This is a genomic window from Hoylesella oralis ATCC 33269, assembly GCF_000185145.2.
GTDB classification, from domain to species: Bacteria; Bacteroidota; Bacteroidia; order Bacteroidales; family Bacteroidaceae; genus Prevotella; species Prevotella phocaeensis.
On the sequence record NZ_GL833116.1, the window covers coordinates 233111 to 257158 of the forward strand.

24 protein-coding genes are annotated in these 24048 nt (G+C 46.3%); 19 read left to right on the forward strand and 5 right to left on the reverse strand.

The window, feature by feature from the left end; genetic code table 11:
- Positions 1–630 precede the first annotated feature (630 nt).
- Complete coding sequence (locus HMPREF0663_RS01035) at positions 631–1338, reverse strand: hypothetical protein (RefSeq protein ID WP_231375184.1); 708 nt, start codon at positions 1336–1338, stop codon at positions 631–633.
- Positions 1339–1472: 134 nt separating this feature from the next.
- Here HMPREF0663_RS01035 and HMPREF0663_RS01040 point away from each other — a divergent pair, with 134 nt between their 5' ends.
- From HMPREF0663_RS01040 to HMPREF0663_RS01105, 14 genes are all read left to right on the forward strand, one after another.
- On the forward strand, positions 1473–2066 hold the full coding sequence (locus tag HMPREF0663_RS01040; protein WP_004368184.1) for a hypothetical protein: 594 nt from the start codon (positions 1473–1475) through the stop codon (positions 2064–2066).
- A 4-nt stretch (positions 2067–2070) separates the two neighbouring features.
- Complete coding sequence (locus tag HMPREF0663_RS01045; protein WP_004368185.1) at positions 2071–2958, forward strand: tetratricopeptide repeat protein; 888 nt, start codon at positions 2071–2073, stop codon at positions 2956–2958.
- 282 nt (positions 2959–3240) lie between these two features.
- Positions 3241–4071, forward strand: a complete 831-nt coding sequence (locus tag HMPREF0663_RS01050; RefSeq protein ID WP_004368186.1) for a prephenate dehydratase — start codon at positions 3241–3243, stop codon at positions 4069–4071.
- On the forward strand, positions 4058–5233 hold the full coding sequence (locus HMPREF0663_RS01055; RefSeq protein WP_004368187.1) for a pyridoxal phosphate-dependent aminotransferase: 1176 nt from the start codon (positions 4058–4060) through the stop codon (positions 5231–5233). The genes HMPREF0663_RS01050 and HMPREF0663_RS01055 overlap by 14 nt, the downstream gene beginning before the upstream one ends.
- Positions 5234–5639: 406 nt before the next feature.
- Positions 5640–6704, forward strand: coding sequence for a bifunctional 3-deoxy-7-phosphoheptulonate synthase/chorismate mutase type II (locus tag HMPREF0663_RS01060; RefSeq protein ID WP_016665570.1), 1065 nt, complete (start codon positions 5640–5642; stop codon positions 6702–6704).
- A gap of 24 nt (positions 6705–6728) precedes the next feature.
- Entirely contained in the window at positions 6729–7505 is a 777-nt protein-coding gene (locus HMPREF0663_RS01065; RefSeq protein WP_016665571.1) for a prephenate dehydrogenase/arogenate dehydrogenase family protein, read from the forward strand.
- Between the two features lie 54 nt (positions 7506–7559).
- On the forward strand, positions 7560–8513 hold the full coding sequence (locus HMPREF0663_RS01070; protein WP_004368190.1) for an endonuclease/exonuclease/phosphatase family protein: 954 nt from the start codon (positions 7560–7562) through the stop codon (positions 8511–8513).
- Positions 8514–8857: 344 nt separating this feature from the next.
- Positions 8858–10207 carry a signal recognition particle protein gene (gene ffh, locus HMPREF0663_RS01075; RefSeq protein WP_004368193.1) on the forward strand — a complete coding sequence of 450 codons (1350 nt, stop codon included), beginning with the start codon at positions 8858–8860 and terminating at the stop codon, positions 10205–10207.
- Positions 10208–10221: 14 nt separating this feature from the next.
- Positions 10222–11100 carry a bifunctional methylenetetrahydrofolate dehydrogenase/methenyltetrahydrofolate cyclohydrolase FolD gene (folD, locus tag HMPREF0663_RS01080; protein ID WP_004368194.1) on the forward strand — a complete coding sequence of 293 codons (879 nt, stop codon included), beginning with the start codon at positions 10222–10224 and terminating at the stop codon, positions 11098–11100.
- Entirely contained in the window at positions 11101–11280 is a 180-nt protein-coding gene (locus HMPREF0663_RS01085) for a tetratricopeptide repeat protein (RefSeq protein ID WP_004368195.1), read from the forward strand.
- Between the two features lie 8 nt (positions 11281–11288).
- Positions 11289–11522 (forward strand): 4Fe-4S binding protein, encoded by a 234-nt coding sequence (locus tag HMPREF0663_RS01090; RefSeq protein WP_004368196.1) that lies wholly within the window; start codon positions 11289–11291, stop codon positions 11520–11522.
- 7 nt (positions 11523–11529) lie between these two features.
- The gene (locus tag HMPREF0663_RS01095; RefSeq protein WP_004368197.1) at positions 11530–12612 is read left to right on the forward strand and encodes a 3-methyl-2-oxobutanoate dehydrogenase subunit VorB; all 1083 of its coding nucleotides are present in this window, start codon (positions 11530–11532) and stop codon (positions 12610–12612) included.
- The gene (locus HMPREF0663_RS01100; protein WP_004368198.1) at positions 12609–13376 is read left to right on the forward strand and encodes a thiamine pyrophosphate-dependent enzyme; all 768 of its coding nucleotides are present in this window, start codon (positions 12609–12611) and stop codon (positions 13374–13376) included. Before HMPREF0663_RS01095 ends, HMPREF0663_RS01100 begins: the two co-directional genes overlap by 4 nt.
- Complete coding sequence (locus tag HMPREF0663_RS01105) at positions 13373–13915, forward strand: 2-oxoacid:ferredoxin oxidoreductase subunit gamma family protein (RefSeq protein ID WP_004368199.1); 543 nt, start codon at positions 13373–13375, stop codon at positions 13913–13915. Before HMPREF0663_RS01100 ends, HMPREF0663_RS01105 begins: the two co-directional genes overlap by 4 nt.
- 327 nt (positions 13916–14242) lie before the next feature.
- Here HMPREF0663_RS01105 and cobC read toward each other — a convergent pair whose 3' ends face one another.
- The 4 genes from cobC to HMPREF0663_RS01125 are packed head-to-tail and all read right to left on the reverse strand — an operon-like array spanning position 14243 to position 17203.
- Positions 14243–14779 carry an alpha-ribazole phosphatase gene (gene cobC / locus HMPREF0663_RS01110; protein ID WP_004368200.1) on the reverse strand — a complete coding sequence of 179 codons (537 nt, stop codon included), beginning with the start codon at positions 14777–14779 and terminating at the stop codon, positions 14243–14245.
- Between the two features lie 10 nt (positions 14780–14789).
- Complete coding sequence (locus HMPREF0663_RS01115; protein WP_004368201.1) at positions 14790–15632, reverse strand: adenosylcobinamide-GDP ribazoletransferase; 843 nt, start codon at positions 15630–15632, stop codon at positions 14790–14792.
- Positions 15633–15638: 6 nt separating this feature from the next.
- Positions 15639–16679 (reverse strand): nicotinate-nucleotide--dimethylbenzimidazole phosphoribosyltransferase, encoded by a 1041-nt coding sequence (gene cobT / locus HMPREF0663_RS01120; RefSeq protein WP_004368202.1) that lies wholly within the window; start codon positions 16677–16679, stop codon positions 15639–15641.
- Complete coding sequence (locus tag HMPREF0663_RS01125; protein ID WP_004368203.1) at positions 16676–17203, reverse strand: bifunctional adenosylcobinamide kinase/adenosylcobinamide-phosphate guanylyltransferase; 528 nt, start codon at positions 17201–17203, stop codon at positions 16676–16678. The genes cobT and HMPREF0663_RS01125 overlap by 4 nt, the downstream gene beginning before the upstream one ends.
- A gap of 207 nt (positions 17204–17410) precedes the next feature.
- On the opposite strand from HMPREF0663_RS01125, the gene HMPREF0663_RS01130 reads away from it, so the two are divergent.
- The 5 genes from HMPREF0663_RS01130 to HMPREF0663_RS01150 all read left to right on the forward strand — a co-directional run bounded on the left by HMPREF0663_RS01130 (position 17411) and on the right by HMPREF0663_RS01150 (position 24012).
- Complete coding sequence (locus HMPREF0663_RS01130; RefSeq protein ID WP_004368204.1) at positions 17411–18631, forward strand: OmpA family protein; 1221 nt, start codon at positions 17411–17413, stop codon at positions 18629–18631.
- A 411-nt stretch (positions 18632–19042) separates the two neighbouring features.
- Positions 19043–20845, forward strand: coding sequence for a dihydroxy-acid dehydratase (ilvD, locus tag HMPREF0663_RS01135; RefSeq protein ID WP_004368205.1), 1803 nt, complete (start codon positions 19043–19045; stop codon positions 20843–20845).
- Between the two features lie 139 nt (positions 20846–20984).
- The gene (gene ilvB, locus HMPREF0663_RS01140; protein WP_004368206.1) at positions 20985–22700 is read left to right on the forward strand and encodes a biosynthetic-type acetolactate synthase large subunit; all 1716 of its coding nucleotides are present in this window, start codon (positions 20985–20987) and stop codon (positions 22698–22700) included.
- Positions 22701–22703: 3 nt separating this feature from the next.
- A complete protein-coding gene (ilvN, locus tag HMPREF0663_RS01145) occupies positions 22704–23255 on the forward strand; it encodes an acetolactate synthase small subunit (protein ID WP_004368207.1) in 552 nt (183 codons plus the stop codon).
- On the forward strand, positions 23236–24012 hold the full coding sequence (locus tag HMPREF0663_RS01150; protein ID WP_004368208.1) for an acyl-[acyl-carrier-protein] thioesterase: 777 nt from the start codon (positions 23236–23238) through the stop codon (positions 24010–24012). The genes ilvN and HMPREF0663_RS01150 overlap by 20 nt, the downstream gene beginning before the upstream one ends.
- Positions 24013–24048: the final 36 nt, after the last annotated feature.

Sequence of the window (24048 nt, forward strand, 5' to 3'; positions counted from 1 at the left end):
TGTGTGGGTGATGGATTAGGGATTAGGGATGAGTGGTGACCTCCCCCAGCCCCTCCGAAGGAGGGGTGTGTGGTTGATGGATTAAGGAGGAGGGAGGAGTGATTAATGGGTGTATTGTAGGGATTTGGCTTATCTAAGGTCTCTTGTGCCATTCGGTTTTTATGATACATGTATAAAATGATGTGCGAGTTAAGTTCCCGCAGTTCAATCGAAGCAACTACCTGCGGAGCATAGAAATGCCATCTAAGTCTGTTAGAAACACCATCTGAAGCAGACAGACACACCCTCTAACGGCAATACACATAACATATTATTAACCAACAGGTTATAAATTAAGCGCGAACACCACACCTCTCCCTTTAATAAGGGTAAATTGTGAGGGGCTGAAACATGATACCCTGAAGCAATCCATCCCCTCTCTGTCTCTCTTTTCCAAGGAGAGAAGTATGTTTAAACTGCGCCCTCACTCCAAACAAAAAGGCAAGAAAACTCCTACGTATAGTGTGTTTACCCCTCTTCCGCGAGGCACCCCCCTCCTTTGGAGGGGCTGGGGGAGTCGCAATATCCCATTCTTATCCGCTTTCCGCGAGGCACCCCCCTCCTTCGGAGGGGCCGGGGGAGGTCCTAACTTTACTCAAATCCCCAACTTCGAGGAACTCTATTGCTTTCGAAAGATACCTGAAAACTGAAATTAGGATTTACGTTATATTTCACTGCAGCGCCTATACGATCGCCGATGTTGTTGAGTGTATAAAGCGGATAGGGTATGCGGTGCGTGTTTACAATGCTCTTTTGTGCATAGAGATAAGCCTCCCAATGCTCGTTGAACCTATAGCCCAGCACCGCCGAAAGGCCTGCATCGCGGTAACTGTCGTGGCTCCAAGACGTGTTATTGAAATAACCTCCCACGGCAAGAGACAGCTTATTATTGAGCGGTATGGCATACATGGCCGAAATATTCTGTGCAAATCCGGCTCCATGAGGAGCATTCTTGCCGAAGAAAGCGAATACCGAAGCCCCGATATTTACGTTGAGTCCGCGGTGAAGGTTCCAATTATAAAAGCCGTTCCAATAAGAATAAGGATACATGTTGATGGGCAATACTTGTCCTTGAGCATTCATCGGCGGCAGACGGAACGTGTCTTCGGGGATGGCGGAAACACACCCTTTGATGTTTGTAACGGCCGTAGGTTGCGGATGCGTATCGGCTATGGCGGGAGCAAACAGCCGTATAGAGTCGTTAGGTGCTACCTTTTGCTTCGACGGGCGGCTCTCTTGCTGCGCCATTCCCGCAAGACAGCACAGACAGGCATATAGTATAATAATCGTTTGTTTCATTTGATGCAAAAATAGATGATCCATGCAACATATCAAAACTTTTAATACAATTTTCATTTTAATTATCAATTATTATTTTGTCCCTCACATGAATTGTCGTATTTTTGTCCGCGTAACTAAATTCGGAATGCGATATGAAAAGGGTTTTAACCATGCTTACGGCAGCTATGTTGCTTGCTGTAGCGCCGCTTTCGGCACAGAATAAGAAAACAGAAACAAAGGAGAGCTTCGGTAAGAAGGTGTCTAAATTCTGGAAAAAGACCAAGAAAGAGATGGAAGATGCAGGACATGAATTGGGTGACGCTATCGGGTTCGAAGATCGCATAGCACGAGAAGACGATCTGGTAAAGGTAGACGGCACTTATTACATGCCTATATATAAGGTAAATCTGTATAAAGGAGCCGATGCAGACGAGTATTGCGAGGCAAGCAGGAAGAAGTTCGGGGCACGTTATCCCAATGCCGATATACAGTCGGTTGTAATACCTCAGGCCGATTGGATAAGCAAAACGGTGAAGCAGAACGACAAAATAAAGGGTTATCAGCAAACTCTATATTGCTATGTATTGGCACGCGATGGCAACGATGGCTATATCTATGCCAAGTTTGTATATGCAAGATATAAGGATGTAGGCGGAACTTACAATCCTGTAAGCGGCATGTGGGGAACATGGGAGCGTACCGATGTGATACCGAATGCTACTTATACGAAACTTTTAAACAAATGATATCATGAATTTTTTTAAGGCATTATTCGGAAGTAAGGTAGAAACAAAGCAAGAAAAGAAGGAAGAAGAGAACGCTAAGAATTTCGAAGTGTTGAAATACGATGGCGTAAGAGCGTTGCAAAGCGGCCAGATTACCTACGCTATGCAGTGCTTCTCGCATGCTTTGAAGCTGCAGGAAGACTTGGAAATTCGCGATTATTATTCGCAAGCATTGATACGTAACGGCGATATGTTGCATGCCTACGGGCAGTTGCAGAAACTTGCAGAGGCGCAACCCGATAATCAACAGATATTTATTCGTATGGCCGACGTGGCCTACATGATGGAAGATTACGGCTCAATGGCCGATTCTTGCGAGAAAGCATTGCTTATCGACAAGGATAATCCGTTAGTGATGTATCTCTATGCACGTGCATGTATCGGGCAAGGAGATAGCTCCAATGCCATCGCGATGCTAACAAAAGCCATCTCGTTGAAGGCGGATTACGGCGATGCATACCTGCTTCGTGGCGAAACATACCTCGGTTTGGGCGACTTGGATAGTGCCGACACCGATGCCGAATACCTGCTGAAACATGCACAAGACAGCGAAGAAACGTACATGTTGAAGGCACGTATCGAGGAAAAACGGGCTAACTATGAGCAGTCGATCGACTTTTATAGCAAGGTGATAGAGCTAAATCCGTTCTCGGCCGTGGCATTTAAGGAACGCAGTGCTGCCAAACGTGTTGCCGGAGATGAGCAAGGAGCCGAAGAAGACATAAAGGCTGCCGAGGAAGTAGAGGCAGAGCACACCTCGTATGTCGGTACTGAAGGAAAAGAAAACAACGACTTCAACATCGAAGAAAAGATGAACAAAGCCTATAAGAATAATAATCCGTATGGCTTTTGAAATAAGAAAAATGAAATTAAAACAATAATTTTTCTTCGGAAATGTTTGTGTAAACGAAATAAAAACTATACTTTTGCACGCAATAGAAACAAAATAAAGAACAACTATGAGTAAGTCTTACACATCTTTCTATTACTTTTATTTTTACTTTGCAAGGCATTGTGAAGCGGGAAGTTGCGTGTAGATTTCAACTTAAGACCATCATAAAACCGAAAAAAGGTTTACGTAAGAGTCCCGCTTCATACACTGTGAGGCGGGGCTTTTTTGTAGAAATAAGCGCTTATGAAGAGAATTGCAATACAGGGGAACATTGGTTCTTTCCACGATATAGCCGCCCACCAGTACTTCGAGGGCGAGCAAGTACAGCTGATATGTTGTGCCACTTTCGAAGAAATATTCCGGAAAATCGAGGACGATCCCACGGTGATAGGCATGATAGCCATAGAAAATACTATCGCCGGATCGTTGTTGCATAATTACGAACTGCTGCGTTCGTCGGGCACGACCATTGTGGGTGAGCACAAACTTCATATACAGCATGCCATTTGCTGCCTGCCTGAAGACGGGTGGGACAGTATTCACGAGGTGCATTCACATCCCGTTGCGTTGATGCAGTGCCGCCGTTTTCTGGCGGAATATCCCCATTTGAAAGCCGTAGAAGCAGAAGATACCGCCGGTGCAGCGGCATATATACAGCGGTCGAATGCCCGCGGATGGGCGGCAATATGCCATGCCGACGCCGCTAAAATGTATGGAATGAAAGTACTCGAAGACCATATAGAAGACAATAAGCATAATTTTACCCGCTTTCTGGTGGTAACCGACCGGCGCAAGGCCGACTTCCTGCGCCCGCTTGAGCGTGCCGATAAGGCAAGTCTTGTATTCTCCTTGCCGCACGAAGAAGGTTCCCTGTCGAAGGTTCTCACCATACTTTCTTTCTATAACATCAACCTCACGAAGATACAGTCGTTACCGGTAATTGGACATGAGTGGGAATATTTGTTCTATGTAGACGTCACTTATACTGATTCAACGCGCTATCGACAGAGCATAGATGCGATTATACCGCTGACAAAAGAACTAAAAATCATTGGTGAATATGAGCAACGTTAAACCTGCAGAGCGTCTCTCTGCCATACAGGAATACTATTTCAGCCGGAAATTAAAGGAAGTTTCGAGGCTTAATGCTGCCGGAGAAGACATTATTTCGCTTGCCATAGGCAGTCCGGATATGCCTCCTTCGCGGCAAACAATCGATAAATTGTGCCAGACGGCACGCCAACCGAGTGCGCATGGTTACCAACCTACCGCCGGTACACGCGAACTTTGCGAGGCCATGGCGGCTTTCTACCGCCGTTGGTACGGCGTTGTACTCGATCCGAAAAGCGAAATACAGCCGCTTATCGGCAGCAAGGAAGGCATTCTTCATATTACTTTGGCCTTTGTGAACCCCAATGAAAAGGTGCTTGTTCCTAATCCCGGCTATCCTACATATACCTCCTTGAGCAAGATACTCGGCGCTCAAGTGGTGAATTACGACCTTTCTGAGGCCGATGGATGGCAACCTGACTTCGATAGATTGAGAAACGATACCGATTTAGAGGGCGTTAAACTCATGTGGACCAACTATCCGAACATGCCGACCGGCGGAAATGCAAGCATGAGAACCTACGAACGGCTGGTACGGTTCGCACGGGAACATGATATTGTTGTGGTGAACGACAATCCTTACTCTTTCATTTTGAACGACCGCCCCGTGTCTCTGTTGCAGATAGACGGTGCAAAGGACTGCTGTATAGAGCTCAATTCGATGTCGAAAAGCCATAATATGGCGGGTTGGAGAGTAGGGCTTTGTGCCTCGAATTCTACGTTCATATCGTGGATATTAAAGGTAAAGAGCAACATCGACAGCGGCACCTTTCGGGGCATTCAGCTTGCTGCAGCCGAGGCATACAATACGAATACCCCCGAATGGCACCATGAATATAACGTGCAAATCTACAAACATAGGCGCAAGATAGCCGAGCAAATCATGGCAGCTTTAGGGTGTACGTTCGATAGCCGGCAGGTCGGCATGTTTCTTTGGGGGCGCATACCCGAAAAATATACCGATGCCGAAGAGCTTACAGAGCGCGTTCTCCACGAGGCGAAGGTATTCATAACCCCGGGATTTATATTCGGTAGCAACGGAAAACGCTATGTCCGTATCAGCCTTTGTGCCAATGAAGAGAAGATGGCGCAGGCACTTTGCCGCATCAGGTCGGTGGAGTGGTGAACACAGAATGCCGTTCTATGACATTATGAACCACGGAGGTTGACACTGTGAACCACGGAGGTTGACACTGTGAACCACGGAGGTTGACGCGATGAAGTACGGAGGTTGACGCGATGAACCACGGAGGTTGACACGATGAAGCACGGAGGTTGACACGATGAACCACGGAGGTTGACACGATGAAGCACGGAGGTTGACGCGATGAAGCACGGAGGTTGACACGATGAACCACGGAGGTTGACACGATGAACCACGGAGGTTGACACGATGAACCACGGAGGTTGATGCGATGAACCACGGAAGTTGACGCCGTGAACTGCGGAAGTTTACGCACAGACGGCCCTTCTATGGCACGTAGAGTGCCTATCTATTGCAAACAGATAATACATATAAAAAGAATATAACGATGGAATTGGATTTATTACCCCTTAATCTACCGAGTGATCGCGAACGCCCTATCGTCATTGCAGGCCCCTGTTCGGCAGAGACCGAGGAGCAAGTACTTACTACAGCCCGACAGCTTAAACAGAAAGGATGCCACATGTTTCGTGCCGGAGTGTGGAAACCACGCACGAAACCCGGCGGGTTCGAAGGGAAAGGAGCGGAGGCCTTGCCGTGGTTGAAGCAGGTGAAAGACGAAACAGGCATGCTTGTTACTACCGAAGTAGCCACACCCGAACACGTGGAGTTGTGCCTGAAATATGGCTTGGATATGCTGTGGATCGGTGCCAGAACATCGGCCAATCCGTTCGCGATGCAGGCTTTAGCCGACTCTCTTAGGGGAGTCGACATACCTATATTCGTAAAAAACCCCGTTAATCCCGACCTTGAATTATGGATCGGAGCTATGGAACGTCTCAATCAGGCTGGCATTAAAAGGCTGGCAGCCATACATCGCGGCTTCTCCAGTTACGACAAGAAGATATATCGGAACCTGCCTATGTGGCAGATAGCCATAGAACTTCGTCGCCGTATACCTGCCCTTCCGATCATTTGCGATCCCAGTCATATCGGCGGACGCCGTGAACTTATCGCGCCTTTATGCCAGCAGGCGATGGATTTGGGGCTCGATGGACTGATCGTAGAGAGCCATTGTAACCCCGATAAGGCATGGAGCGACGCCAAACAACAGGTTACTCCGGATGTGCTGGATTACATTCTGAGCTTGCTTGTGGTACGGGATGAGCATACTACAACCGAGGGATTGCACCAGCTTCGCGGGCAGATAGACGAATTAGACAATCAGATTATGGAGCTTCTTGCCAAGAGATTGCGCATTTGCAGAGAGATCGGACAGTACAAAAAGGAACATAATATGACCATATTACAGTCGTCTCGTTACAACGAAATATTGGAAAAGCGGGGCGCACAAGGCAGCCTGTGCGGCCTATCCCCCCAATGTGTGGCAAGAATATTCGAGGAGATTCACGAAGAGAGCGTGCGCCAACAGCTGGAAATCGTGAACCGTTAAGTGGTTGAAGAAGCATTATATAAAATGAGGATATTGGTTTTGGGAGCGGGAAAGATGGGAAGTTTCTTTCTTGACCTGCTCAGTTTCGAGCACGAGACGGCAGTTTATGAGAAAGAACCCATGCGTATGAGGTTCACTTACAACTGCCAACGTTTCACGAAAGTAGAAGAAATAAAAGCGTTCAAACCCGAGCTTGTGATCAACGCTGTTACGGTAAAGTACACCATTCCGGCATTTAAAGAAGTGATACCTTATCTGTCCGACGAGTGTATCATCAGCGATATCAGCTCGGTGAAGACCGGTCTGAAAGACTTCTACGAACGATGTGGGCATCCTTATGTGTCCACTCATCCCATGTTTGGGCCCACTTTTGCCAACCTGCACCAACTGAGCGAAGAGAATGCCATCATCATCAACGAGGGCGACTATATGGGGCGAATTTTCTTTAAAGACCTGTATAACAAGCTCGACCTTAACATCTATGAGTATTCTTTCGAGGAACACGACAAGACGGTGGCCTATTCGTTGAGCATACCTTTTGTAAGTACGTTCGTTTTTGCTGCTGTGATGAAGCATCAGGATGCCCCGGGAACAACCTTCAAACGCCACATGCGCATAGCTAAAGGTGTGCTCAATGAAGACGATTACCTGCTTCAAGAGATATTGTTCAATCCTTATACGCACGATCAAGTATCGCAAATCAGGACAGAACTCAAGGAACTGTTGGAGATAATCGATAAGAAAGACGCCAAGGGAATGAAGGCCTATCTGGCGAAGATCAGGAAAAACGTGAAGGAATAGCGGGCACCGAATACCGATGCGGTGCCGCATAAGAACCGTAAAACACGATGTGCGATGATACTTTCTTTATTGCTTGCAAGCGTTTTTACCTTTGTGGAACTCAACTGCGAGAACCTTTTCGACTGCCTGCACGATACTTCGAAGCAAGACGAAGAGTTCATGCCCGACAGTTATCGCCACTGGACGCGTACCCGATATTGGCGAAAGTTGAACCATATAGGGCAGGAAATCCTTTCGTGCGGCGAGGATACGTCGGGCTGGTCGTTGCCGGATATGGTGGCTCTCTGTGAGGTGGAAAACGACAGCGTGATGCATGATCTTACGATGCGTTCACTGCTTCGTAAGGCCGGATACCGCTATATCATGACCTCTTCGCCCGATCTGCGGGGCATAGACGTGGCGCTGATGTATTCTCCTTTTAGCTTTTCGCTTCTCAATCATCATTCCATACGGGTGGCGCCCATGAAAGATATGCGCCCTACACGTGATATCTTGTACGCTTCGGGCGTCGTTCTGTCGGGCGATACGCTCCATGTGTTCGTGGTACATGCACCGAGCCGTGCGGGCGGAGAGGCTGCCACGCGCCCCTTCCGCATGCTTGTGGCCCGCCGATTGGGTGCTGCCGTCGACTCTATACGCCGCTTGTCGCCCCGCGCAAAGGTTATTGTAGCGGGCGATTTCAACGATTATTCCGATAGTAGGAGTATCGACTATGTTTGCAAGAGAGGACTCATAAACGTGTCGGAAGGCGCAAAAGGTTCGCATGGAGCCAAGGGTACCTACCGTTACAAGGGCGAATGGGGCAGTTTGGATCATATTCTTGCAGACGAAGACCTTGCCGACAGTCTTGTCGAGTGCCGCATACACGATGCGCCTTTCTTGCTTACAGACGACAAAACCTATGGGGGTAAGCAGCCTTTCCGTACTTATATCGGCCCGAAATACCAGCAAGGATTTAGCGATCATCTGCCCCTTGTGGCGCGTTTCCGTATCGGGCATTGCCGATAAAAAGCCATCCGTTTGGGATAAATCTTTTTCTTATATTTTATAAACGGTACATCTGCCGTGCTCAGACAAGGCATGTATCGAAACTATACATGCCGCCTGTCGCCGATAGGCGTACCGTCTGCTTTCCTTGCCTTGTATCTCCGCTTCAAACGTCTGCTTTGTGTATCTCTATCGCCTTGTATGAGCTATGATGACGTATAAACCGTTGCACACTCAAAAAAGATATGAGCATTTTTGGCAGAAACTGTTTTAAATAACATTAAATCGTGCGGTTTTAATTCTTTTTTCATTCCTATATTCCGTAAATTTGCAGATATTATTGGAAAAATAAGACACAGATATTTATGTTTGAAAACTTAAGCGACAGGCTCGAACGCTCGTTCAAAATACTCAAGGGCGAAGGTAAAATAACGGAAATCAACGTTGCCGAGACGCTGAAAGACGTGCGTCGTGCGCTGCTCGATGCCGATGTAAACTATAAAGTTGCCAAGAATTTCACCGATACAGTAAAGAAGAAAGCGCTCGGAATGAACGTTCTTACTGCGGTTAAACCGAGCCAATTGATGGTGAAGATCGTGCATGACGAGCTGGCAGAACTGATGGGTGGCGAGGCTGCCGAGCTGAAACTCTCGGGGCGTCCGGCCATTGTACTGATGTCAGGTTTGCAAGGTTCGGGTAAAACAACGTTCAGCGGAAAGCTCGCCAATATGCTTAAATCGAAGCAAAAGCGCAATCCGTTGCTCGTAGCCTGCGATGTTTATCGTCCTGCAGCTATCGATCAGCTTAAAGTGGTGGGCGAACAAGTAGGCGTACCCGTATATTCCGAACCCGACAGCAAGAACGTTATCGAGATAGCAACCCATGCCGTAAAAGAAGCAAAGGCCAAGGGTAACGACGTTGTTATTGTGGACACGGCCGGACGATTGGCAATAGATGAGGAGATGATGACCGAGATTTCCGAGCTTAAAAATGCCCTCAATCCCGACGAGACGTTGTTTGTAGTAGACTCGATGACGGGGCAAGACGCCGTAAATACGGCCAAAGAATTCAACGACAGGTTAGACTTCGACGGCGTAGTACTTACGAAACTCGACGGTGATACGCGTGGCGGTGCTGCTTTGAGTATCCGTACGGTGGTAACAAAGCCTATCAAATTCGTCGGTACAGGGGAAAAGATGGAGGCTATAGATGTGTTCCATCCCTCACGCATGGCCGATAGAATACTCGGAATGGGCGATATCGTTTCTCTTGTAGAGCGTGCCCAAGAGCAATTCGACGAGGAAGAAGCGCGGAAACTCCAAAAGAAGATACAGAAAAACAAGTTCGATTTCAACGATTTCCTGAACCAGATAGAGCAGATTAAAAAGATGGGTAACCTGAAAGATCTGGCCGGTATGATACCCGGAGTGGGCAAGGCAATCAAAGATATTGATATAGACGACGATGCTTTCAAGGGTGTTGAAGCCATTATCAGGAGCATGACACCGAAAGAACGTAGTAATCCTGAGATGCTTAACACCAGTCGCCGTCAGCGAATAGCTAAGGGCTCGGGAACGAATATTCAGGAGGTTAACAGGCTTATCAAGCAGTTCGACCAGACTCGAAAGATGATGAAAATGGTAACGGGTAACCAAATGGCGGGCATGATGAGTCGTATGAAAGGCATGAAGATGCCCGGGATGCCTAAAATGTAAGAAAGGAATAGCAAATGCAACTGATCGACGGAAAGGCTACGGCTGCTGCTATTAAGGCAGAAATAGCCGAAGAAGTAAAGCGGATTATGGCCGCCGGAGGAAAACAACCCCATCTGGTTGCCGTGCTTGTAGGGCACGACGGAGGTTCCGAAACATACGTAAAAAATAAGGTAATTGCCTGCGAGGAGTGTGGTTTTAAGTCTACCTTGATACGTTATGAGGAAGACGTGAAGGAAGAAGAGCTGCTTGCTTGCGTAGACAGACTGAACAACGATGCCGATGTGGATGGCTTTATTGTGCAGTTACCCTTGCCGAAGCATATCGACGAACAGAAGGTTATTATGGCCATAGACTACCGTAAAGACGTAGATGGTTTCCATCCTGTGAACGTAGGCCGTATGTCTATCGGTCTTCCATGTTTCATCTCGGCAACGCCGCTCGGTATCTTAACTCTGTTACAGTATTATCATATCGAAACATCGGGTAAGAAATGTGTGGTGTTGGGGCGTAGCAATATCGTTGGCAAACCTATGGCTCAACTTATGATGCAGAAGCAATATGGCGATGCTACGGTTACTGTCTGTCATAGTCGTTCGCGCGACTTGAAAGAAGAATGCCGTAAGGCTGATATCGTTATTGCAGCCATCGGGCGGCCCGACTTCGTTACTGCAGATATGGTAAAAGACGGTGCAGTGGTGATAGACGTAGGAACTACGCGTGTTGCCGATGCCACTCGTAAGAGCGGTTTCCGTCTGAATGGCGACGTAAAGTTCGATGAAGTGGCGCCAAAGTGTAGTTTTATCACCCCTGTCCCGGGCGGAGTAGGCCCCATGACCATCTGTTCGTTGATGAAGAATACGCTGGCTGCGGGAAAGAAAGAGTACTATCGATAAATGAATGCGGAAGAGTTTTACCGGCAAGGCAACCGGTATCGTAAAGAAGGAAAGTGGCAACAGGCGATGAACAGCTATTTGGAAGCCATTGCATTGAACCCGCATTCGCCTGCTGTAGAGGCGAAAGAGATGCTCGACAGCATCATGGAATTTTATTGCAAAGATATATATAATCCTTAAAGACGTAAATGAGCAAGATTAAAGGTGCCATTGTCGTCGACACAAACCGCTGCAAAGGATGTTCTCTTTGCATAGTGGCATGCCCGAAAGACGTTATAGCTTTGGCACAAAAAAAGGTAAACGTGCATGGGTATTCGTATGCAGAAGCCGCATTCCCCGATGAGTGTATCGGCTGTGCGAGTTGCGGAATAGTCTGTCCGGATGCCTGTATAACCGTGTATAAAAAGAGAATTGAGGAGTAAAAACATAATGGCAGAACAAGATGTAGTATTGATGAAAGGAAACGAGGCTATAGCAAATGCCGCGATACGCTGTGGTGCCGACGGGTATTTCGGATATCCCATTACTCCTCAGAGCGAGATTATAGAAACGTTGGCCGTGCTGAAACCTTGGGAAACAACCGGTATGGTAGTGCTTCAGGCAGAGAGTGAAGTGGCGGCAATCAATATGGTTTATGGCGGTGCAGGGGCAGGCAAGCGCGTTATGACCACCTCTTCGTCGCCGGGAATTGCACTGATGCAGGAGGGTATATCCTATATGGCGGGCGCAGAGATACCCGGTGTATTCGTGAATGTGCAGCGAGGTGGCCCGGGGTTAGGTACCATTCAGCCGAGCCAGAGCGATTATTTTCAGGCCACGCGTGGTGGAGGTAACGGCGATTACAACGTGATAGTATTGGCTCCGAACTCGGTTCAAGAGATGGCAGACTTTGTGGATTTGGCCTTCGAACTGGCTTTCAGATACCGCAATCCGGCCATGATATTGAGCGATGGCGTTATCGGTCAGATGATGGAAAAGGTGGTGTTGCCGCCTTACAAGCCGCGAAGAACAGAGGCAGAAGTCCGAAAAGAGTGCCCATGGGCATCGGTCGGCAGGACTAAAGACCGCAAACCGAACATCTTGACATCGCTTGAACTGAAGCCGGAAGTAATGGAACAGCGCAATATACATCTGCAACAGAAGTATCGGAAGATAAAAGAAACGGAGGTACGTTGCGAAATGCAACGGATGGATGGTGCGGATTACATGATCGTAGCATTCGGAAGTGCGGCCCGTATTGCCGAGAAAGCAGTCGAACTTGCCGCCGATGCCGGTCTTAAAGTGGGCTTGTTTCGTCCTATAACGTTATGGCCGTTCCCCGAAAAGCAGGTTGCAAAAGCCGCTAAAGGCAAGAAAGGCGTGCTCGTGGTGGAGATTAATGCCGGACAGATGGTGCAAGATGTGCGCTTAGCAGTGAACGGTGAGGTAAATGTAGAGCACTTCGGACGCCTCGGGGGCATAGTTCCCGATCCGGAAGAGATTGTAAATGCGTTGAAAGAGAAGTTGGTATGAGTAACGAAATAATAGCTCCTGAAAACCTCGTTTATGCCAAACCGGCACTGATGAACGATACACTGATGCACTATTGTCCGGGGTGTTCGCACGGTGAAGTGCATAAACTCGTGGCCGAGGTGATAGAAGAAATGGGCATGGAAGAGAAAACTGTGGGCGTTTGTCCCGTAGGCTGTGCCGTTTTCGCCTATCGTTATCTCGACATAGACTGGCAGGAAGCCGCCCACGGACGTGCCCCTGCGGTGGCTACTGGTATCAAAAGACTTTGGCCAGACCGTATGGTTTTCACTTATCAAGGGGACGGCGATCTTGCCTGTATAGGCACTGCAGAGTCGATACATGCACTAAATCGCGGCGAAAACATCGTGATGATATTCATTAATAACGCCATCTACGGCATGACGGGCGGACAAATGGCGCCGACAACGCTGATAGGTCAGAAAACTGCAACGTGCCCCTATGGGCGTGATCCGATACTTCACGGCTATCCGTTGAATATGACTGAGCTGGCTGCACATTTGGAAGGAACCTGTTATGTTACGCGTCAAAGCGTGGAAACCGTAGCAGCTATCCGTTCAGCCAAGCGTGCTTTACGCAAAGCATTCGATGCTTCGATGGCCGGAAAAGGCTCTTCATTGGTGGAATTCATATCAACTTGCAACAGTGGATGGAAAGTTACGCCTGTTGAAGCTAACAAATGGATGCAGGAGAACATGTTTGCGAAATACCCGAAAGGTGACTTAAAAGACACTACAAACGGATGAAAACAGAGATAATCATATCAGGTTTCGGCGGTCAAGGGGTGCTCTCGATGGGGAAAATCCTCGCCTATTCGGGGTTGATGGAAGATAAAGAGGTGACATGGATGCCGGCTTACGGCCCCGAACAGCGTGGCGGAACGGCCAATGTAACCGTGATAGTGAGCGATGAGCGCATATCTTCGCCTATTTTAAGTAAGTACGATGTGGCGATAGTACTCAATCAACCCTCGCTCGATAAGTTTGAAAGCAAGATTAAACAGGGCGGAATACTGATTTACGATAGCTTCGGAATAGTAAATCCTCCTACAAGAAAGGATATTACAGTGTACCGTATCGACGCGATGGATAGGGCTGCAGAGATGAAGAATGCCAAGGTTTTCAACATGATAGTGCTTGGAGGATTGCTCAAGGTATGCCCCGTAGTGAGTACAGACGGACTGAAGAAAGCTCTCTTCAAGTCGTTGCCAGAGCGTCATCATGCCATGATACCGCTGAATATGCAGGCGGTTGAGGAAGGTATGAGGTTGATTGAACCAATATAATAACTTGATTTTTTATAACTCTCTAATTTTGGAGGCAGGCCGCAGTGATGCGTCTTGCCTTTTTTGGTGCGCATCTTATCGGAACCAACGGAAAGATACGAAAGGGGTAGAGCGTGCATATATCTTTTCTATATACTATGTATGTTGCGGATAGACATGCCGAACGTGTGCAATAGCTTTATGGTATATTGCATACGGAATAAAAAGAAACTTCCCCGATACTAAAAGGTAAAGGGCTAAAAAGGTAAAAAAGATTATATGCAGAATAAAGGAAGTTCATCGCGACACATCATAAAAAGGGCCGAGAAAGACTATTTGTTTCGGCCGTTAAATATCGATTTCTTCGATGCCGCCATAATCGACAAGGTGCTCGAAAGCATGCTCTTCGGTAAATAAACCGCCGAAGATACCGGCGCAGATGAGCACGCCACCGTGGGCAAACACGGCAACACGTTCGTATGGTTTGCCGCGTAATTCTTCTAAAAAGCAGGAAACGCGCCGATACACCATAGGGAAACTCTCGCCATTGGTGGCTGCCAAGTGCATGTAATCATCGAACCAAGCATGGATGGCAGGATCTTTTTTCTCGATATCATCGTAAAGTTGCATTTCCCAGTCGCCCATATTTATCTCTTTGAGCCGGTTGTCGATAATAGCATTCGGATATCCGCAGAACGTAGCAAGCCTGTGTGCCCGCGATAGGGGCGAAGAATATACGGCGTCGAAAGCCGGATAGCGTTGCAATTTGGCTTTGGTAACGGCGGCCTCTTGGACGAATGTTTCGGCTACGGGCACATCGCTCCAGCCGTAACAGGTGCCTTTGGGCACGTCTACCCGTGTGTGTCTGATCAATACGACTTTCATATTCTGTGTTTTATTCTATGTATCTCAGTCCGTATTCGATGGCTACGGTTGCATAAAACGATAGTTCGAGCAGTAGGAAAACAGCACCGCAACAGTCGCCGGTGTATCCTTTTATCTTTTTCGATATATAAAGATATAAGAAATACATCACTACCCCGGGAATGAAAATGGCCTCTATGGGAATGAATATATAGCCTTCTTGCGCCAACGTTTTCAGTGGCCCGTAGGCCGAAAGTGCCCATATAATGCCAATAGGCAGGCAACCCTGCAGAAACAAACCGATACCTGCCTTAACTGTAAACCTACGATAAACGATACCGTTCTTAGCTGTATCTTCAGTACGTGCATAAGGAAGCATCTGTGTAAGCTGCGCTGTGAGCATTTTACAGAACGGATCGGCGCCCAAGACCGTAAGTGCAACCTGCACGCTGTTATTCATTTGGCAAAGAAACTCGAATAACAACAGCAGATAGAGTATAAGACCAAGCACGCCGTATGTGCCGATGCGAGAGTCTTTCATGATACCGAGAATGCGTTGTTTGTCGTTTCCGCCTCCTCCGAAACCATCGAAGAAGTCGGCAAGACCGTCTTCGTGAAGTGCTCCGGTGAGCAGTATTCTTGTGCAAATAGCTGCAAGTATAGCCGTTTGCAAAGACATAATCTGGCTTCCGAAGTAAATTACGGTAGCCATGATAATACCGGTGAGCCAGCCTGTAAGCGGCCAGAATTCGACGACTGCCTTATAGGCATTCTTGTCAGGCTGATAGAATCGCCAAAACGGCAGTCTGGTAAAAAAAATGAATGCTGCAGCTATACGGTCGCGAAGTTTGGTGTTGTCTATAGGTATTTGCATGATGTTTTAAAAATATTTGGTGATTTTCGCATTGTCGAAAGTGTTCATTTCGTTTATCATTCTTACGGCACTGTCGATGATGGGATAGGCACAAAGGGCGCCGGTTCCCTCGCCAAGGCGCATTCCGAGGTTCAATATCGGCCTTACATTCATCAGTCTGAGCATCTTGCGGTGCCCGTTTTCGTCGCCGCAATGGCAGAAAATAGCATAATGCAATATGGCAGGATACAGTTGAGATGCTGCCAGCATGCACGCTGACATGATGAACCCGTCGACCATGATGGGCAGTCTACGCTCGGCGGCCCGTAGCATTGCACCGATTGCCGCCGCCATTTCGAAACCTCCGAAGTACGGAATAGGGGAGATGTGAGGCGATGTGTTTCTATAATGAGTAACGGATTGGCGGAGTACAGATAACTTGTGTCGGACGCCGGCATCGTTTAATCCCGCTCCGGCCCCTATACATTCCGAAAGCGGAATATTGCCGAAGAGCGACATCCATATACTTGAAGGCGAGGTGTTGGCAATTCCCATCTCGCCAAGGCTGATGATGCGACAACCGTCTTTTATGCAATCGTCGACGAGAGAAGCCCCGATGTCGATGGCTTGAGCGTATTCCTTGTCGGTCATTGCAGGCTCATGAAGAAAATTCTTTGTGCCTCGTGCTATTTTTCTATCGATGATTTTGTCGGAATAGGCCGAAAGATCATGGTCTATGCCCACGTCGATAAGTTTCAATCGGAAGCCGTGCTGTCGGCAGAACATATTTACTCCACCCCCGCCGTGAGCGAAATTTATCATCTGTTGCCATGTAACTTCGCGCGGCGAAACACTTACTCTTTCACGCTCAATGCCATGATCTCCGCCGAGCAGAAGGTGATACGGGTGCCGTAGAGTGGGCGAGAGTGTCTGCTGAATGAGGCATATTTGCATGGCAATATCTTCGAGCATCCCCAACGAACCCTTGGGCTTATTCAGGTTGTCGATCTTTTCTTGGATGGAATTACGTAAACCTTGGTCAGGTTTCTCTATTGAAAATTTCCTCATTTTATCTTAACCGGTATGCCGCTAACCATCAAATAAACTTCGTTTGCCTTAGAAGCAATATATTGATTTATCCAGCCTTCGAGATCTGTAAAGCGCCGCTGTACGGCATTACTGCTTACTCCGCCGCTGCCGATCTCATTGGTTACGAAGATAAAAGTGGCATCCTGATCGGTGAATTTGTCGAATTCGGCCTTGATTTCGGCCAATGCTTCGTCTACAGAAGGCTGTTCTTGTTCCGGCATAGCGTGGTTGTAGAAGAAATTGGTGCACCAAAGGGTAACGCAATCTATAACCGCCACCTTATTATATATATAGTGACGGCTCAGATACTTTTCTTCTTCAATGTTGGTCCATTGTGGGCCTCGCCGTGCTTGATGTCGCAACACCCGCTCTTGAAACTCGTTATCGCTCACATGAGCAGTAGCTATATAGATGGGATTTGTAGATAAAGCCAATGCTAATCTTTCGGCGTATGTGCTTTTTCCGGACCGTTGACCGCCCGTAATCAATATGATATGCTTCATAATGCGAAGATACAAAAAAGATTATACCTATTGGTGAAAAAGTCTATAAAACTGTCCTTATGGTAGAAGTTTTATGTTCTTTATGCTCTAAAGCACGAAAATTTGTAAAATAATTTGTTGGTTTCGATAATTTTTTCTTATTTTGCACCCAGATAACATAAATGATATTTAAGTATTAACAAACAATAATAATAGTTTTAGAGAGACATGAAAAAATTAGTACTTATGTTTGCTGCCGCAGTTATGGCAGTTTCTGTTTCGGCACAGACTGTAACAGAAAGCAAGACTTTCGACAATTTCTACATTGGTATCAATGGCGGAGTTGCAACCAAGATGACCGGTCAAAGAGGATGGCTTAAGGGCTTAAACTCTAATGCAGGTCTTCGTATCGGCCGTTATTTCACTCCTGTTTTCGGATTGGCAGTTGAAAGTAACGCTTACTTCTCAAACAAACCTTTCGCTTCTACCGGTACAGCAGTTCGTTTTTTAAACACATCTCTGTTGGGTACAGTTAACTTGAGTAACTGGTTCGGCGGCTATAAAGGTGAACCACGTGCATTCGAAGTCAGCCTTATAGGTGGCCTCGGATGGGGACATGCGTTCGGTAATCATGGCTTCAACTATGCTTACGTAACGCATAACAATCTTGGTGCCATTACCAGTCTTGGCAAGAAAGGCGATAACCTGACATCTAAAGTAGGTTTAGATTTCGCTTTCAACCTTGGTTCAAGCAAAGCATGGCAGTTCTATGTAGAACCTTCAGTGATATGGGGATTGAATGATGCCGTTGCTGATGGTGCTGTTGCTCTCGGTCATAGTGGCGTTGCGTATAACATAAACCATGCATACGCACAGTTGAATGCAGGCTTTATTTATAAGTTCAGAAACTCTAACGGGACTCATAACTTTACTATCGCAAAAGGTCGTGACCAAGCTGAAATCGATGGACTTAATGCTCAGATCAATAGTCTTCGCAGCGATTTGAACGGCAAGGATTCAGAATTAGCAGCTAAAGACCGTCAGATTTCCGATCTTCAGGACGCTCTCGATGCATGCAACAAGAGGCCTAAGTATGTGAAACCTGTAACTGCTACCAATCTGCAGCCCACTGTTCTCTTCCGTCAGGGTAAGAGTGTAATTGATCCGGCACAGTATGCTCCGATCGAACTTATTGCTCACTATATGAGAAATCATAAGGATGCAAAGGTAGAAATCAAGGGTTATGCTTCTCCTGAAGGCTCTAAGGAAATCAATCAGAGACTCTCTGAAGAACGTGCACAAGCCGTTAAAAACGCTCTTGTAAAGAAGTATAAGATTGCTGCCAGCCGTCTTACGACCAAGGGCATGGGCGCAACAGACAAGCTCTTCGAGCAGGTTGAGTTCAATCGTGTTGCTACATTCAACGACAGTTCTAAGACTGAAAAATAAACATTCTGATTGAATGATTAATATAAATCCTCGGTGCTTCTCGTACCGAGGATTTTTTTATTATCTCCGTAAGAACTTTTTGTCCTTCTTACATGTTAGGTCTATGGGGAGTAGAAGTATGGCATAGATTTAACAGACATAAGCTCCATTTTTCTTGTATCGATATTCTGTGATATGTGATAAAAGAAAATCGTTTTTCTTACAGTAAGATATTTCTTCCAAATTATAGATTACTCTTCATAATACAACTGTAAGTAAAACGAGATGTTCTTGTGTTAGATTGATATTATTTTTGCCGATTTGCTTGTTAATTCAAAGATTGTAAGAAAAATAAGTATAAAATTATTGCCTGTTACATAAAATCTGATTAACTTTGCATTAGTAACAGTAGCGTATATACAAAAATAAGATATGAAACATAAATTGAGGAGTGCCGTCTGCACAGAGGGCAGAAGAATGGCAGGAGCGCGTGCCTTATGGGTGGCAACAGGTATGAAACAAGAGCAATTCGGTAAACCTATTATTGCCATAGTCAATTCTTTTACTCAATTTGTACCGGGACATACGCATCTTCATGAGGTAGGACAGATCGTAAAAAAGGAAATAGAAGCCATTGGATGTTATGCTGCTGAGTTTAATACAATAGCCATCGACGACGGTATTGCGATGGGGCATGATGGAATGCTTTATTCGTTACCGTCGAGAGATATTATTGCCGACTCCGTTGAGTATATGGTGAATGCCCATAAAGCAGATGCTATGATCTGTATTTCCAACTGCGATAAGATTACTCCGGGAATGCTCATGGCAGCTATGCGGCTCAATATACCTACGATATTCTGCTCGGGCGGCCCGATGGAAGCTGGCAGATGGAATGGAGAGAATGCCGATTTGATAACAGCAATGGTAAAAGGTGCCGATGCTTCTGTGAGCGAAGAAGATATACGAAAGATAGAGAATAGTGCCTGTCCCGGGTGCGGTTGTTGCTCCGGAATGTTCACTGCAAATTCGATGAACTCACTTACAGAGGCAATAGGGCTTGCATTACCCGGCAATGGAACCATTCTTGCCACACATAAAAATCGCATTCGGTTGTTTAAGGATGCCGCCCGTAAGATTGTAGAAAATGCATTGAAATATTATGAAGAAGGCGATGAGAGCGTTCTTCCGCGTAGTATAGCTACGCGAAATGCCTTTCTTAATGCCATGACCTTGGATATCGCCATGGGCGGAAGTACCAATACGGTGCTTCATTTGTTAGCTGTAGCGCAAGAAGGAGAGGTTGATTTCACGATGAGCGATATCGATGTGCTCAGTCGTAAGGTACCTTGTCTTTGCAAATTGTCACCGAATACCCAGAAATATTCGGTGCAGGAGTGTAATCGCGCCGGTGGTATATTCGGAATACTGAATGAACTTGCTAAAGGCAGACTTATAGATAAGAATGTGAAGCGCGTAGATGGACTGACACTCGGAGAGGCACTTACGAAGTATGATATTACGGGGGAAACTATCGAACCGGAGGCTATTCGCATTTATCACAGTGCTCCCGGCTACAAATTTTCTACTGTTATGGGCAGTCAGGATGCTCAATGGGAGAGTCTTGATACCGATCGTAACGACGGATGTATCCGCGATTTGGAACACGCTTATACCAAAGATGGCGGCTTGGCTGTGCTGTTCGGCAATATTGCCCAAAACGGCTGTGTGGTAAAAACGGCAGGAGTCGATGAAAAATTGTGGCATTTCAGCGGTCCTGCAGTAGTGTTCGATTCGCAGGATGATGCATGTGAAGGAATTTTGAGCGGCAAGGTGAAAAGAGGTGACTGTGTAGTAATAACCCATGAGGGGCCAAAGGGAGGCCCGGGAATGCAGGAGATGCTTTACCCTACCTCTTATATCAAGAGCATGCATATGGGCAAAGAGTGTGCCTTGATTACCGACGGTAGATTTTCCGGAGGTACCAGCGGACTGAGCATCGGGCATATTTCTCCCGAAGCAGCAGCAGGTGGCAACATTGGTAAAATAATGGATGGAGACATTATTGAGATAGATATTCCCAGTAGAAGTATTAATGTAAAACTGTCTGAAGTTGAGCTCTCGGCGCGTGAGCAACGACCTCTAAAACGCCATAGAACGGTAAGCAAGGCTCTTAGAGCCTATGCACAGAGTGTAAGTTCGGCAGATAAGGGAGGCGTCAGGATTATTGATTAAATCAATGTTTTAGTTGATTATGGCTGCAAACCGTGGGAATATATGGGTGAACAAGTGTAAATATGAATTAAAACAATGGAGCCCCGGCACTAAAGCACTGTGTATCTTTTTTATGTAAGAGTTGAGGGGAAGGAAGTTTATGAGCAAGGAAATGATTACTGGATCGGAAGCACTCATGCGTTCGCTTGAGGCAGAAGGTGTAAAAACAATATTCGGTTACCCGGGTGGAGCCATTATGCCGGTCTTCGATTCTATTTATACATATACGAGAGGAGAAACAAAGAAGTTTGACCACATACTTGTGCGTCACGAGCAGGCGGCAGCTCATGCGGCCGAAGGTTATGCAAGAGTAAGTGGCAAGGTGGGCGTGTGTATCGTTACCAGCGGTCCGGGAGCAACGAATACGCTAACGGGTGTTGCCGATGCCATGATGGATTCTACGCCCATTGTAGTGATTGCAGGACAGGTAGCTGTTGGGGCTCTTGGCTCTGATGCCTTTCAGGAAGTCGATCTTGTGGGCGTTTCGCAGCCGATATGTAAGTGGAGTTACCAAATTCAGCGGCCCGAAGATGTGGCGTGGGCAGTGAGCAGAGCATTCTATATTGCTCGGAGTGGTCGCCCCGGACCGGTGGTTCTCGACTTTCCGAAGAATGCTCAAATTCATAAATGCGAATGGAAACCGGTGCGTGTGGAGCATGTGCGTTCGTATATTCCGTATCCTATATTAAATACAGATGCCATAAAAGAGGCAGCTGAAATTATCAATGGTGCTGAACGTCCGTTTGCTCTTATTGGACAAGGTGTAGAACTTGGCGGTGCTCAAAACGAACTTGTTGAGTTTCTTGAAAAAGCTGATATCCCTGCAGCACGTACGCTTATGGGATTGTCGGCATTATCTACCGGGCATCCACTCAATATGGGTATTTTGGGAATGCATGGCAACTATGGACCGAACAAGCAAACACAAGCCTGCGATGTGCTTATTGCTATTGGCATGAGATTTAGCGATAGGGTTACCGGATTGCCCTCTACTTATGCCAAACAGGCCAAGATAATCCATTTAGATATTGATAAGGTTGAGATTGATAAGAACATCAGAACCGACGTTGCTGTAGTGGCAGATTGTAAACAATCGCTACCTTTGATTACAAGATTGCTCAAGAAAAGTATGCATAGGGAGTGGATAGAAAGTTTCAAACCATATGATAATGAAGAAAATGTGAGAGTTATTCGGCCTGCCATACATCCTACAAAAGGCCCGTTGCTTATGGGGGAAGTTGTAAATGCCGTAGCCGAAGCTACGCAGGGCGATGCTGTATTGGTAAATGATGTAGGGCAGAACCAGATGTTCTCTTGTCGTTATTTTAAGTTTAACAAACAGCGTTCCATCGTTACAAGCGGCGGATTAGGCACAATGGGTTTCGGTTTACCGGCAGCAGTTGGTGCCACTTTCGGTGCTCCGGACCGCACCATCTGTCTTTTCACCGGTGATGGTGGACTACAAATGAGCATTCAGGAGTTCGGTACGATTATGGAACAGCAGGCGCCGGTGAAGATGATACTTCTGAATAACAATTATTTAGGCAATGTAAGGCAGTGGCAGGATATGTTTTGGAACCGTCGTCAATCGTTTACAAAAATGCTAAATCCTCGTTACGAAGATATCTGTAAAGGGTATGCCATACCGTATGATGTGGCCGTAGATCGTGAAGAATTACAGATGAAAATAGGAAAGATGCTTGCTACCGATGGCCCTTATCTGCTGGAATGTGCAGTAAAAGAAGAAGACAACGTGCTTCCGATGACTCCTCCCGGGCACAGTGTAGACGAAATGCTGCTTGAAATAAATATTTAAGAAATGGAAAAGAGGTTTTATACATTATTGGTCTATTCTGAGAATGTGGCAGGTATTTTAAATCAGATCACGGCCGTATTCACCCGTAGACAGATGAATATAGAAAGCTTAAATGTATCGGCATCGAGTATAAAAGGCATTCATAAATATACGATCACCGTATGGTGTGCTCCTGAAGAGATAATTAAGATAACGAAACAGATAGAGAAAAAGATTGATGTTGTAAAGGCAGATTACTATATGGATGATGAAATATTCATTCATGAGGTAGGACTTTACAAGATTTCTACTCCGATATTGCTCAATAATCCGGAGGTTTCGCGCACGATACGTAAGCATGATGCCCGCATGATGGAGGTCAATCCCACTTATAGTACCGTGCTTTTGGCCGGATTAACGGAAGATGTAACCGACTTATATCGCTGTTTGGATTCTTTCGGATGCCTGCTCCAATATACACGTTCGGGGCGCATTGCGGTGACACGGAGTTTTGAAGAGCCGATCAGCGAATATTTAAACGAACAAAACCAGCGCAATGAATCAGTTGTTGAGTAAGGTAGGAAGATACGAATTTTTGGCAGAACCCTTTCATTGTGATATCACCTATCGCCTGTTTATCGGCCATTTAGGTAATCACATGCTAAATGCAGCGGACTTTCACTCTAATGATCGCGGGTATGGAATGAGCTATTTGAACCCTATCCATAAAACGTGGGTACTGTCGCGTTTAGCTATAGAGATGGAAGAGATCCCCATGGCTTACGACAAGTTCTTTGTAGAAACATGGATAGAAGATGCTATGAAGTATTTTACCGGTAGAAACTTCTCTATTCTGGGGACTGACGAACGAGTTTATGGATACGGTAGAAGCGTATGGGCAATGATAGATACCGAAACAAGGCAGCCTACTGACATTCTCTCTGTACGCGATGGATTGATAAAAGAATATATCGAAACAGAGAAAGACTGTCCTATTCGGAAGTCTTCGAGGGTGAAAATAAACGAAAACACACCCTTGATAAGAACGATAAGTACCGGCTATAGTGACGTAGACATCAACGGGCACATCAACAGTGTGAAATATATCGAGCATATACTTGATTTGTGGGACATCGACTGGTATCGAGAGTATCGGCCGCAGCGTTTTGAAATAGCTTATGTGGCTGAAGCTCATTGTGGTGACAGATTATGTTTCTACCGCGAGCAGGAGCAGCAAAATGAATATAACATTCGCATTACAAAACTCGTGCAGGATGAGGAGAAAGAAGAAGTAGAAGTTTGCAGAAGCAAGATTAAATTCATAAGGAATTGAAATTCGAGAGAAGATTTTACTTATAATATCGAATAT